The following is a 12749-nucleotide window of genomic DNA, read 5'->3' on the forward strand; positions in this document are numbered from 1 at the left end:
ACGACCGCCACTGGCTGCCCTGAACCTGCTGCTGGCCCGTGACACGTTGCGATCCTCGGCCGCCCCGGACCAGCGCACACCACAAGGCGGCGAAGACGTGGTTGCGATCCTCGGCCACCTCGGAGGACGACCGCGACCTCACCGATCAGGCTGCCGCCCGCCGCGAGCGCAAGTTGCGATCCTCGGTCCCCCGGAGAACGACCGCCACAGCTAGGTGGTGACGAATCCCGGTGACCACCTCGTCGTTGCGATCCTCGGTCGCCCGGGAGGACGACCGCCACCTCATCTCGGTCTTGCCGTAGCCGGCCTTGCCGAGGTTGCGATCCTCGGTCGCCCCGGAGGACGACCGTCACCTGGTCAGCGCCATCGAGTCCGTCACCCGGGGCCAGTTGCGATCCTCGGTCGCCCTGGAAGGTGACCGCCACCCCCGGATGATGTCGCTGGGCTGAGACGCGGTTCCGGTGTTGCGATCCTCGGTAGCCCTGGAAGGTGACCGCCACCCTGTCTGAGCAGTACAAACAGCCTAGTGCGCTTCGTAGAGCGAGAGCGCTGGAGGTGATGACTCCGGTTGATTCGGGCATCTGGCTTCGGTCTGGTCCGCGTGTCGCGTGTGTGCTTCCGGTTCCGAAGTGGTCGGTAAGCACCACGGGATCGGCGATGTGAATCCGCATAGCCGTTAGAGCGCGAGGTCTTCGCGGTGAGGTGAGTGTGGCAGGTACACCAAGAGCCGCAACCCAGACTCGGTCTCGCCGTTACTACGCTCGCCGGGTGCGCATCGCACAGGGTCGACTGCGTCCTGGCGGTGGTTGTCCTTCGGGGCGACGAAGAACTGCGGCCGGCAGCTGAACGGCAGCTTCTCGTGACGAACGCCTGGAATACCTAAGCTGTATCTCCAGCAGTTGTGATGGCGGAAGCGGGACAAATGACGAGCGCGCCGGACTACGGCCAAGGCATCGACGCTGAACGTGCCCTGAAGTTCGCGGTGCAGCACATCCGCGGAGACCGAGTCGAGATCATCGAGGGAATCATCGAGGCCGTGTCACCTACCTGGGACCACGAACGTGTGGCAAAGGTCGTACGACGACAGATCGAAGACCGGGTCGACGAACTTGGCTGCGTCGAAGGCTCCGGGAACCTGGACCTGCCCGGATCCTCCAACTGGTACGTACCCGACATCGCCGTAGTCCCCGAGGACCTCGCCAGAGGTGGAGGCGCGCTACTTCCGGATCAGACCTTGCTCATCATCGAGGTCACCTCAGAATCGAACGCCGACACAGACCGCATCGTCAAGCGCCGACGGTATGCCGAGTACGGCGCCCCCCCTCTACCTTCTGGTCGACCGCATGGAAAGGAGCCTGACCCTCTTCTCCGAACCAGGGCAGCTCGGCTATACCCGCGTTGACGGTCCCCACCCGTTCGGGACCACTTTTCATCTGCCGGCCCCGTTCAGCATCGACATCAACACGACCGCCCTCACGTGATGAGACGACACTCGCCTTGGAGCGGTCGAGGGTCACAGCTGTCAGTACCGGCAGGAGCAGCAGCAGATATCGCTGTGGCGGTCGCCTTCCAGGGCGGCCGGGGATCGCAACCTGCCGGAAGGCTGGGTTAGGACCGGCGACCGTGGGCGTGGCGGTCGCCCTCCGGGGGCGGCCGAGGATCGCAACCCAAGCCGGGCACCCTCACGCGCCGGGTCTACGACATGGCGCTCGTCCTCCAAAACGACCGAAGATCACAACCTCGCCACCATCGACCCCGCCGCCCTGAGCCGTGCCGTGGCGGTCGCCCTTCAGGGCGACCGAGGATCGCAACTCCAGGAAGACGAGGCGCGGTCGAATGACGCGAACAGGTGGCGGTCGCCCTTCGGGGCGACCCAGGATCGCAACAGCACCATCAGCAGCAGCCCGAGCCGGCCGGTCGCCGGTGGCGGTCGCCCTGGAAGGCGACCGCCACGTCGACACCGAAGCGGGCCGGCCACCAGGTGAAGTGTTTCGACTGCGGCTGGCCCGTCCAGTTGCGATCCTTGGGTCGCCCCAAAGGGCGACCGCCACTCGGCTCGCTGTCGCCCTCGCGGTGCAGGACCAGGTTGCGATCCTCGGTCGCCTTCGAGGGCGACCACCACTCTGAACCTGAACCTCATAGGTGGCTGGGGTAAGGGTTGCGATCCTCGCCCGCCCGGGAGAGCGACCGCCACACCCTCCCGTGGACGAAGGGCTTCGACCCGGCGAAGTTGCGATCCTCGGCCGTCCGGGAGGGCGACCGCCACACTGGCCACCCCGCAGTTCGCGGAGATGGGCGACGTTGCGATCCTCGGTCGCCCGCAGGACGACCGCCACTCCCCGTACACGTGGTCAGGCCCGTACGGCTCGATGTTGCCATCCTCGGTCGCCCTGGAAGGCGACCGCCACTCGCGCGCTACTACCCGCATCTCGCCTACGGCGGATCGTTGTGATCCTCGGCCGCCCCGGAGGGCGACCGCCACCTTCGACCTCCTACGCCACGGTGCGCGCCTAGGTGTTGCGGTCCTCGGTCGCCTGGAAGGTGATCGCCACTCAGCTATTTCCTGGACCTGTGTATCGGCCAGACTCACCTCACCGCGGAGACGCGTACTCTGACGAGCGTGCGGGTCACCCACGTCCACGATTGCGGGTTACTTCCCGTCCGCTTCGGAACCGGAAGCACACACGCGGACCGCACCGAAGCCAGATGCCCGAATCCGCCTGAATCATCACCTCCAGTGCGCTCCCTCTATGAAGAGCGCTAGGCTTTTTTTACTGGTCAGACAGGGTGGCGGTCGCCCTTCGGGGCGACCGAGGATCGCAACTCCAGGTCCGAGCCGCGGAACGTCCACGGCAGGCGGAGTGGCGGTCGCCCTTCGGGGCGACCGAGGATCGCAACACCCTCGACCACGCGACGCCCCTCTCGCGCGGCGGGGTGGCGGTCGCCCTTCGGGGCGACCCAGGATCGCAACAGCACCATCAGCAGCAGCCCGAGCCGGCCGGTCGCCGGTGGCGGTCGCCCTCTGGGGTGGCCAAGGATCGCAACCCGAAGTGGGGTGCACTCGGCGAGCTGGACACCCTGTGGCGGTTGCCCTCCGGGGCGACCAAAGACCGCAACCGGCACGGTGACCGCCACGTTGCGATCCTCGGTCGCTCCGGAGGGCGACCACCACTGCGCTACATCGGCACCGAGGCGCTCGATCCTGGGATGGGGCTGTGGCGGTCGCCTTCCAAGGTGACCGAGGATCGCAACGTCGGCTGGTGCCACCGGCTGATCGAGCGAGTCAAAGTGGCGGTTGCCCTCCACGGCACCGAGGGTTGCAACTCCTGCGCGAGCAGAACCCGGGCGGCGTCGTCGGCGGGTGGCGGTCGCCCCTCGGGGCAACCGAGGATCGCAACTTCCGTACGGGTTGCGGTGGTGCGGGTGGTGGCCCGTGGCGGTCGTCCTCCGGGGCGGCCGAGGATCGCAACACCGGCCACTCGGCCGCGTCGACCTGGACGTACGCCGTGGCGGTCGCCCTCGGCGACCGAGAATCGCAACATCTACTGCCCGTTCTCGGCGTTCGGTGACGGCCTGGTGGCGGTCGCCTACCAGGGGCAGCCGAGGATCGCAACTCCCCCTGCGACCGAGTCCCCGAGGATCGCAATCCGGGGACGGTCTTGCCGTCGGTCCAGTCGGTCGTGGTGGCGGTCGCCCTCCCGGACGACCAAAAATCGCAACCTGTCCCGCCTCGACCGCTTCGACGCCGGGAAGCGGTGGCGGTCGCCCGTCGGGGCGACCGAGGATCGCAACCGGGGTTCGGGTGTGGCCGCCTGTGGTGGGGCAGCGTGGCAGTCGCCTTCGGGGCGGCCGAGGATCGCAATTTGTACGCGACGACGAGGGCGGACCCGAGCGCAACGTGGCGGTCACCTTCCAAGGCGGCCGAAGATCGCAACGGTCTTGGCACACAGCTCAACGACCGCAAGTGCGTGCGGCGGCCGTCTTCCGGGGTGGCCGAGGATCGCAAAGACATCAAGCACAAGGTGCTCCCGGCGAGCGACAAGGTGGCGGTCGTCTTCCCAGGCGGCCGAGGGGCGCAACATGCTGCTGGCTCGCAGGCCGGTAATGCCTAGTGGCGGTCGCCCGGAGGCCGCCCGCCACCAGAGGGGCGCTCTTATTGGTCCCGGTCGAGCAAGGACGTTGCGATCCTCGGCCGCCCAAGAGGGCGACCGCCACGCTGGCGGGCGGTGGTGCGCGGGCACGGCCTGAGTAGGGCTGCGTTCCTCGGCCGTCCCGAAGGGCGACCGCCGCGACGCGGCCGCAAGCCCGGACCGACCCGGGTGATGATGTTGCGATCCTCGGTCGTCCCGGAGGGCGACCGCCACCGGGCGGGGCTCCGTAGCAGCACACCTCGTGAGGGTTGCGATCCGCAGTCGTCTTGAAGGGTAACCGCCATACGGAGCCAAGGGCGCTCCGGGCATCGCGACATGTTCGTTGCGATCCAGAGTCGCCGCGAAAGGTGACCGCCGCACCGGAGTCAGCCAGCCGGCCTCGACGCAGTAGTCGTTGCGATCCACGGTCGCCATTAGGCGACCGCCACAGGCCACCGGGTGCTGGCCGTGACGCCGGTCGGGCTGTTGCGATCCTCGGCCGCCCGGGAGAGCGACCACCACGCCTCCCCGTGGACGAAGGGCTTCGACCCGGCGAAGTTGCGATCCCCGGCCGCCCCGGGGGGCGACCGCCACGGCAGCTGCACGAGACCGTGACGGCCAGGGCGTGGGCGTTGCGATCCTCGGTCGCCCCGGAGGGCGACCGCCACTGCTGGGTATCCCGGTATCCGCTCTCACGGACCAAGTTGCGATCCTCGGTCGTCCCCGAGGGCGACCGCCACTCGCGCTCCTCGACGGTGAGGGAGCGGTGAACGGCGTTGCGATCCTCGGCCACCCCGGAGGGCGACCGCCACAAGGCGGACCGCCGGATGCAGCTCCGCACGCCGGAGTTGCGATCCTCGGCCGCCTTGAAGCGCGACCGCCACTGGCACTTTCGACTGGGCGCCCTCGTCCGGTCCGCCGTTCCGATCCTCGGTCGTCCCGGAGGGCGACCGCCACCCGTGGCTTGTTGACCTGTCCGGCGCGGTGCTGCGCACGTTGCGATGCTCGGCGCCCCGGAGGACGACCGCCACGTCGACCATGTCGCCCGCGCAGCGCGAGCTGGTCGTGTTGCGATCCTCGGCCGCCCCGGAAGGGCGACCGCCACCCAGGGACCTGTCCGAACTGTGCAGCAAGCCAATGGAGTTGAGACTCGGGCGCCCCGGAGGGCGACCTCCACAGCCCGCGAGCTGCCGTCGAGCACACGGCCCTAGCGTTGCGATCCAGCCGCCGCGGAGGGCGACCGCCACCACCGCTTCCTCGCGGAGTTTCAGCGCCAGCTCATCGTTGCGATCCTCGGCCGCCCGGGAGGGCGACCGCCACGACTCGCCGTCGGTCCCGTCGGCCGCCCAGCGGACGTTGCGATCCTCGGCCGCCCCGGAAGGGCGACTGCCACCTTGTCGCGCTTGGCCTTGTGGTCCATATGGTTGACGTTGCGATCCTCGGTTGTCCCGAAGGGCGACCGCCACCCGTCGGCGGTCAACCGGTCGGCGGCCGCCGGGGACAGTTGCGATCCCCGGTTGTCCCGAACGGCGACCGCCACAGTCGCCTCACGCGGCGCGCGGGGGACCATCGTGGAGTTGCGGTCCTCGGTCGTCCCGAAGGGCGACCGCCACGCCAGACCTGCCTGCCAGCGTTCCATCCGCTGGAGGTTGCGATCCTCGGCCGCCCCGGAAGGCGACCGCCACACCAGGAGGGTCGCGCAGCCGCGTAGCCACTCCGCGTTGCGATCCTCGGCCGCCCCAGAGGGCGACCGCCACCTGCTGGCACTCGTCCTGGGTGCGGCCGTGGACCGTGTTGCGATCCTCGGCCGCCCCGGAGGGCGACCGCCACGCGACCGCCACCACTTCCACACCACCGACCGGTACGCGTGCGGGTAGTTGCGATCCTCGGTCACCCCGGAGGGCGACCGCCACCGGGCCCGTGCGTACTTCTGGCCCGGGACTTTCTCGTTGCGATCCTCGGCCGCCTCGAAGGGCGACCGCCACACTACCGCTGGGCTACCTGGAGTACGGGCCGGAACTTTTGCGATGCTCGGCCGCCCGGAGTGCGACCGCCACGGTGGAGTTATTGACCCTGGTCCTCCCCATCGGGGTTGCGATCCTCGGTCGCCCTGGAAGGCGACCGCCACTCAGGCGTGCCAGGTGCCTCGGAGAGCGGCTGCGGAACGCGGATTGCTACCTGGTGGAGAACGGGCTGCCCTTGAGGTTTCTCAGGAACCTCGTAGAGCCGGGACCTGCGCCGTCGGTCCGGTTCATGCCGTACAGTCCAGCAGCCGCTGCGGCGCGGCCGCCGCCGAGGTGATGCTGGTCAGGCCAGCGCGTTTGGCGGCCATACCTTTTCAGGGCCCCCGCGCCCGGGGACCATCGCTCGGCCGGGCCCGCTGGGCGGCTGCTTTGGCGTGGAGCTCGCTCCTCAGGGCCAGCGGCCGTCGGCGAAGTGCTCCTCAGGGTCCCGAAGCCGTTCGTTCGCGGAGCTGCCGCTCGGCGGCCTCCTGGATCTCGAGGCGGGTGTGCTGCCGGCTCGTGTTCCAGGCGGCGCGGTGGGCGGCGAGAGCCTCGCGGTAGCCCTCCGACAGATCCGCGCGCCGCATCGGTGCGGCGGGTGCAGTCGGCCGCGGAGCCGGTTCGGCAGCCGCCGCGATGAGCTTTGGGGCGCTCCAGTGCAGCTTGGTGCCCCGGCCGGGGCGTCGGGGACGACGTCCAGGCGGCCGGTGTCCGCGTCGACGCCGCTCAGCTCGCCAATCATGCAGTCACCGTCCCGGTGGCGTCGCCATCCGGGCGCGCGGCGAGCTCGGGCAGCCGGTCCGTCCACGGTACGGCCGGGACCTGTTCGGTCCGGGCGGTGGTCTGCTCGCGCAGCTGCTCCAGCCGCGTCGCGAGCAGGTACTCGGCAGTACGCTCCCGGGCGATGTTGGCGGCCTTCGCCGCGGCCGCGATGGCGTCCGCGCTGTTCGGGTTGTGGCGGAACCAGCGGCGGTTCACCGTCACACTCATCCCCAGGGCAGCCCAAGCGGTCACCACACTCATGAGGATCACCGGCCTGTCCAAAACCGATTCCATCAACCGGGCCGTCCAGGTCTACGCCTTCCTCGCCCAGCAGATGGCCGACGGAAAAGAAGTCCTCCTACGCGACGAGAACGGCGACACCGAACGCGTCCATATCGTCTAACCGCGGCGGCTTGTCAGGTCAGCTCGAGTGGCTTGCCGAACGTTGCCCACGCCCGCAGCGCCATGCTGTCCACCAACGCGATCCCATACCTCGCTGCTGCCTTCTCCGCGTGCACGGTGAAGCGTGTGTTCGTCACCATGATCGGGTGGGTGGCGTCATGGTCGGGACGGGCTGTCCCGTTGAAAGCTTGCACGTCCGGCGCTCCGATCGCAGCCGACGGCGCCCTGCGAAGCTTGCACTGCACGACGATCCGCTCACCGTTCCCGCCGGTGGCTATAACGTCCGCTCCCCTGTCACCCGCGCCCCCATGCGTACGCTGCACCTCGTAGCCATCTCGCTCCAGAAGCCGGGCGATAAGCAGCTCAAACCCTTGGCTCGACAGCCTACGTATCTCCTCCAGGGAAGTGCTGGCACTGCTCAGGCGGAAGTCCTGACGCCGTCGCTCCTCCGCGGACAGTTCTTCCAGTTCTCGCCGGTAGGCCTCCAGAGAGCAGACGTAGCGTGCCCGAGCCCGCTGCAGTTCCTCCAGCAGTTCGCCCAGTGGGGCTGCCTTGGCCGAAGGAAACTCAGTCCTCCGCTCCCGCACCAGCCGGCCGAAATCCTTGATGACGCCCTCACGTACCTCTTCACACCACTCGACGGCCTTCCCTGCGAGGGAGACCAACTCGTGCAGCTCGTCCCTGAGAATCTTCGCCGCCGCCGAGCGCCCGTAGCGCACGGTGTCCTGGTCGACCGTCCCGTCCTCGAGCAGCCCGCGGCCCTTCCAGCAGCGGCTGAGTTCCGCTTGCGCCTCCTCGCCCAGCCGACGCCAGTCAGCAACAAGATCGTCCGCGAGCCGCCCTTCCGCTACCCACGCGAACGCGGCCTCCAGATCCACCGACGTCGCCCGCTCACGTGCCGACTCCAGCAAACGCCGCACCACGTTCTCCGGTGACGGCCGCACCGCATCCGCAGAAGGTTCCAACAAACTCATACGAGCAGGCTAAAGACACCCACTGACAATTCTGCGAGGCTCCCACACAAGTCCTCCCAGGCAGGCAGCGACCGGCACCCCGCCGCCCTGCAGAGGAAAGTGACCTTCGATGCAGCGCAGCACCAGCCGGCGTGTGAATGGCTTGCCGGAATCCTGCGGTGCCCTCGTGTCGCTGCGCCGTCTCGGCTTCCTGTCCGCCGCCCTGCTCACCGCCGCCGCCCTGACCGCCTGCTCCACCGAGCCGGTGGAGGCCGACGACCCCAAGCCCTCCGCCAACGGCACCACCGCACCGTCCGGCGCGCCCGGCGGAGCCCCGGACGAGGGCGGCCTGGCCCTCGCGGACGCCATAAGGAAGATCCCCGTCGCCGAGGAGCAGCGCACCGGGTATGAGCGCGATGCTTTCAAGCACTGGGTCGACGAGGACGACGACGGCTGTCCGACCCGTCAGGAAGTCCTCCTCGCCGAAGCGGTCACCGCCCGGAGCAGGGTGCCCGGTGCACGCTCAGCGGAGGCAGCTGGATGTCCTACTACGACGAGGCCGAGGTCACCGATGCGAGGGGCCACCGCCACGCCCCAGGCGGCGACGTCGCGCCCGGACCACAGGTTGCGATCCTCGGCCGACCCGAAGGACAACCGCCACCCTCGCTCCGAACGTCGGACTCGCCCGCGTGGACGAGTTGCGATCCTCGGCCGCCCCGGAGGCCGACCGCCACGGCGTCGTCCGCTGATCCGGTGACACCGAGACCAAGTTGCGACCCTCGGCCGCCCGGGAGGGCGACCGCCACCTGCACGGTGTAGTCCCAGACGCCGTCGTACGCGGGGTTGCGATCCTCGGCCGCCCGGAAGGGCGACCGCCACATCGTCCGAGTAGACCGTGCGGAGTACGAGCACAGGTTGCGATCCTCGGTCCCCCGGAGAACGACCGCCACAGCCAGGTGGTGACGAATCCCGGTAACCACCTCGTCGTTGCGATCCTCGGCCACCCCGGAGGGCGACCGCCACTTGCCAGCCTGAAGCCCCGAACGATGGGCGGTACGACGTTGCGATCCTCGGCCGCCTTCGAGGGCGACCGCCACCACCTGCCGCTGCACCAGGGCGGAACGAAGTACCAGTTGCGATCCTCGGCCGCCTCGGAGGGCGGCCGCCACCTGTGCCTGCTGCAACATTGCCTCGGCGCCTCGCGGTTGCGATTCTCGGTCGTCCCGAAGGGCGACCGCCACGTCGGTGTCGCCCCCGGCTGCCGTACTGCTGGCAGTCGCGATCCTCGGCCGCCCCGCAAGGCGACCGCCACCGGGCAAGCCGAAACCAGAAGCATGGCGCTCTTGTGGTTGCGATCCTCGGCCGCCGTCGAGGGCGACCGCCACGACAGCGCCTTGCGGGCGATCTCTTCCAGCTCGTCGTTGCGATCCTCGGACACCCCGGAGTGCGACCGCCACCTCACGCGTCCTCCCGTGTCGAGATCGTGCCGATCGGGTTGCGATCCTCGGCCGCCCCCGAAGGGCGACCGCCACCTCCGCGCCGGGCAGCGCCTCGCGCACCATGCGCATGTTGCGGCCCTCGGGCGCCCCGGAGGGCGACCGCCACTTGCCAGCCTGAAGCCCCGAACGATGGGCGGTACGACGTTGCGATCCTCGACCGCCTTCGAGGGCGACCGCCACGAGCTGGCCTGTGTCGACCCCGCCGGATGGACCGGGTTGCGATCCTCGGCCGCCTCCGAGGGCGACCGCCACACTTCGACAGCACCTCACCCGCGGTGGACTTGAAGTTGCGATCCTTGGCCGCCTTCGAGGGCGACCGCCACGCTGGTCAAGGCGCTCACCGGGTCCGGCGACCTGGTGTTGCGATCCTCGGCCGGCTGCGAGGGCGACCGCCACGCCTGGCTCCGAACGTCGGACTCGCCCGCGTGGACGAGTTGCGATCCTCGGCCGCCCCGGAGGGCGACCGCCACCCCGAGGGCCCGCGACACCGTCTTGGCCGCTACGCCGTTGCGATCCTCGGCGGCCCCGGAGGGCGACCGCCACCCTGTCTGAACAGTGCAAAGAGCGTAGCGCCCTTCGTAGAGGGAGCCTGCTGGAGGTGACAGTTCTGGTGGATTCGGGCATCTGGCTTCGGTGTGGTCCGCGTGTCGCGTGTGTGCTTCCGGTTCCGAAGCGGTCTGGAGGTTCCAGCCACATCCGAGGGGGGCTTTGCGGCAAGGGGTCGGAGTCTCCGGTTCCGGTCCAGCGGGCAAGGACCTGATCGCCGGAGGCTACAACACCAACTTCGGCTTCAACTGGTTCCACCAGACCTCCGACGCCATCACGGCCAGCGCTCCGAACGTGGCTCGGAGCGGGGCGTGGGCCGTGAAGTCGACCAGCGGCGCGGAAATCACGCGCAGGAAGCGAACGTTGGCCTCCGACACCGCCGGTTGGCCGCCGCGATGAGCTTCGGGGCGCTCCAGTGCAGCTTGGTGCCCCGGCGGCTGGTGTCCGCGTCGACGCCGCTCAGCTCGCCAATCACGCAATCACCGTCCAGGTGGCGTCGCCATCCGGGCGCGGCGAGCTCGGGCAGCCGGTCCGTCCACGGTACGGCCGGGACCCGACCGGGTCCTGCTGGTGGTCTCGTATCTACCGCACCAACTTCACCATGCGGCAGCTCGCCCTTAGTTTGTCTCCGGCTCACCGTCTGCCGGGTTATCCAGCGCCTGCGTCAGTTGCTGGCCCCGCGGCTGGTCGACTTCGGCACCCCGTCACCCTCAGCAACTCCGCCTGGATCGGTTTCCGGCATCCGGGCGATAGACAGCCATCATCACCTGACTGGCAATCAGGAAAGTCAGCGAAAGGTCAGCATCGATCCGATTGAACCCTGACACACAAGCTTGAACACGAGACTCGACCTACCACCCCTCAAATCCACTAGACCCCCGAGCTCCGAGCACAAGACACAGACGAACCGGGCAGACGGCGTAGCGGCCACCAGTGGAAGCGCGGCCAGCCCGTCTTTAGGTTTCCGCAGGTCAGCACGCACGTCCACGTGGCTTCAGCGGGGTCGGGGGCAGTTCCGGGGCGGGCAGGCGGGCGCCGTCGTAGCCCTGCACCTCACCGAACCGCGAGCCCTCCTCCCAGTCCTTTCGTGCCTGTACGATCTCCTCACCGGATCGGGCGATGAAGTTCCAGAACATGACGAGTTCCTCCTCGAACGGCTCGCCGCCCAGGAGCATCAGCCCGGCGTCGGAGACGGCGCGCAGCGGCAGTTCGGTGCGGCCGCAGCCGAGGTAGAGCATCGAGCCGGGCAGCACGGGGACGCCGTCGACCTCCGCCTCGCCCGACATGGACAGGACCGCGTACTCGAAGTCGGGGTCCAGGGGCAGGCGGGCCCCGGCGCCACCCGCCAGGGCCACGTCGGCGCCGACGATCGGGGTGTACGCGGTGCCGGGCGAGGCCGCGCCGTCCAGTTCGCCCAGGATGACGGTGGCGGTCACGCCGGGGGCGGTGACCACGGGCAGGTCCGTGTGGTGCTGGAAGTGCGGCTCGATGTTGCGGTGCGCTTCCGGGAGGGCCACCCAGAGCTGGGCTCCGTGCAGCAGCCGCGCGTGTTCCTTCGGGCTCTCCTCGGAGTGGCTGATGGCACGGCCCGAGGTCATCAGGCCCAGTTCGCGAGGGCGTACCGTCTGCAGGCTGCCGAGGCTGTCCCGGTGGAGGACCTCCCCGTCGTGGAGCCAGCTGACGGTCTGGAGGCCCATGTGGGGATGGGGCGGGACCTGCATTCCGGGCTCGTCGGCGATGTCGTCGGGGCCGTAGTGGTCCACGAAGGCCCAGGCGCCCACCATGCGCCGGCCGAGGTTGGGCAGCAGGCGGCGGACCTCGGTGCCCTCGCCGAGCTGGACACGGCGGGGGGCGAGAAGCTCACGGACGGGCTCGGCGACGACGAAGCCGCGCCCTCCGCAGACGGAGGGCGTGGCCTGGCGATCGAGATTGCTCATGACGCTCAACCTATTCCCGTAGGGGCGTGGGGCACCGGGTCCCACGCCAGAATTTTAGTGGAATGTTCAACCATTGTGCGGTGTTGTCATGGCTGAACGTACGGCGGGGCGGTCCGGAGCCGGCCCGCACCACACGAAGGAGGACGCGTGAGCGAGACCGAGACCTACTACGAGTTCGGCACCGCCGCCGACCGGTGGGACCGGGCGCAGATGTTCTTCGAGTCCAAGGAGTACCTGACGGCCGCGCGCATCCTGGGCGGACTCGTCGAGGAAGCGCCGGAGCTGGTCGCGCCGCGGCTGCTGCTGGCCCGCTCCTACTACCACTCCGCCCGGCTGGGGAAGGCGGAGGAGGAGCTCCGGGCCGTTCTGGAGCTCGACCCGGTGGAGAGCTACGCGCGGCTGATGCTGGGCCGAACGCTGGAGCGCCAGGGGCGGGCCGCCGACGCGGCGCCGCACCTGCGGATGGCCGCCGCCCTCACCGGCGACTTCGGCCCCGGAGCCGCCCGCTCCTGAGTCG

At 69.4% G+C, this 12749-nt stretch carries 11 protein-coding genes and 1 pseudogene; 6 read left to right on the plus strand and 6 right to left on the minus strand.

Annotated elements, in window-relative coordinates; all coding sequences use genetic code 11:
- The first annotated feature begins 308 nt into the window (after positions 1-308).
- From CR470_RS39410 to CR470_RS39045, 3 genes and pseudogenes are all read left to right on the plus strand, one after another.
- Positions 309-449, plus strand: a complete 141-nt coding sequence (locus tag CR470_RS39410; RefSeq protein ID WP_179892154.1) for a hypothetical protein — start codon at positions 309-311, stop codon at positions 447-449.
- Positions 450-922: 473 nt separating this feature from the next.
- A pseudogene (locus CR470_RS05495) lies at positions 923-1481 on the plus strand (Uma2 family endonuclease).
- A gap of 2346 nt (positions 1482-3827) precedes the next feature.
- Positions 3828-4112, plus strand: coding sequence for a hypothetical protein (locus CR470_RS39045; protein ID WP_143663772.1), 285 nt, complete (start codon positions 3828-3830; stop codon positions 4110-4112).
- Between the two features lie 2461 nt (positions 4113-6573).
- Here CR470_RS39045 and CR470_RS39415 read toward each other — a convergent pair.
- Together CR470_RS39415 and CR470_RS05500 are read right to left on the minus strand one after the other, a co-directional pair.
- Positions 6574-6720, minus strand: a complete 147-nt coding sequence (locus CR470_RS39415) for a hypothetical protein (RefSeq protein WP_179892155.1) — start codon at positions 6718-6720, stop codon at positions 6574-6576.
- A gap of 151 nt (positions 6721-6871) precedes the next feature.
- Positions 6872-7147, minus strand: a complete 276-nt coding sequence (locus CR470_RS05500; protein WP_257138441.1) for a hypothetical protein — start codon at positions 7145-7147, stop codon at positions 6872-6874.
- Positions 7148-7154: 7 nt separating this feature from the next.
- Here CR470_RS05500 and CR470_RS40040 point away from each other — a divergent pair, with 7 nt between their 5' ends.
- Entirely contained in the window at positions 7155-7298 is a 144-nt protein-coding gene (locus CR470_RS40040) for a hypothetical protein (RefSeq protein ID WP_218923750.1), read from the plus strand.
- Between the two features lie 13 nt (positions 7299-7311).
- Here the strand turns inward: CR470_RS40040 and CR470_RS05510 are convergent, their stop codons facing one another.
- On the minus strand, positions 7312-8271 hold the full coding sequence (locus tag CR470_RS05510) for a restriction endonuclease (protein ID WP_179892156.1): 960 nt from the start codon (positions 8269-8271) through the stop codon (positions 7312-7314).
- 166 nt (positions 8272-8437) lie between these two features.
- Between CR470_RS05510 and CR470_RS05515 the strand changes: the two genes are divergently transcribed.
- Complete coding sequence (locus tag CR470_RS05515) at positions 8438-9007, plus strand: hypothetical protein (RefSeq protein ID WP_373561391.1); 570 nt, start codon at positions 8438-8440, stop codon at positions 9005-9007.
- A gap of 1512 nt (positions 9008-10519) precedes the next feature.
- Here CR470_RS05515 and CR470_RS40325 read toward each other — a convergent pair.
- From CR470_RS40325 to CR470_RS05520, 3 genes are all read right to left on the minus strand, one after another.
- Positions 10520-10642, minus strand: coding sequence for a hypothetical protein (locus CR470_RS40325; RefSeq protein WP_257138442.1), 123 nt, complete (start codon positions 10640-10642; stop codon positions 10520-10522).
- Positions 10639-10770, minus strand: a complete 132-nt coding sequence (locus tag CR470_RS40330; RefSeq protein WP_257138443.1) for a hypothetical protein — start codon at positions 10768-10770, stop codon at positions 10639-10641. The genes CR470_RS40325 and CR470_RS40330 overlap by 4 nt, the downstream gene beginning before the upstream one ends.
- A gap of 496 nt (positions 10771-11266) precedes the next feature.
- Positions 11267-12232 carry a pirin family protein gene (locus CR470_RS05520; RefSeq protein WP_097866443.1) on the minus strand — a complete coding sequence of 322 codons (966 nt, stop codon included), beginning with the start codon at positions 12230-12232 and terminating at the stop codon, positions 11267-11269.
- A 147-nt stretch (positions 12233-12379) separates the two neighbouring features.
- On the opposite strand from CR470_RS05520, the gene CR470_RS05525 reads away from it, so the two are divergent.
- A complete protein-coding gene (locus CR470_RS05525) occupies positions 12380-12745 on the plus strand; it encodes a tetratricopeptide repeat protein (RefSeq protein ID WP_097866444.1) in 366 nt (121 codons plus the stop codon).
- Positions 12746-12749: the final 4 nt, after the last annotated feature.

The organism is Streptomyces sp. rh34, assembly GCF_002551245.1.
Lineage (GTDB): Bacteria > Actinomycetota > Actinomycetes > Streptomycetales > Streptomycetaceae > Streptomyces.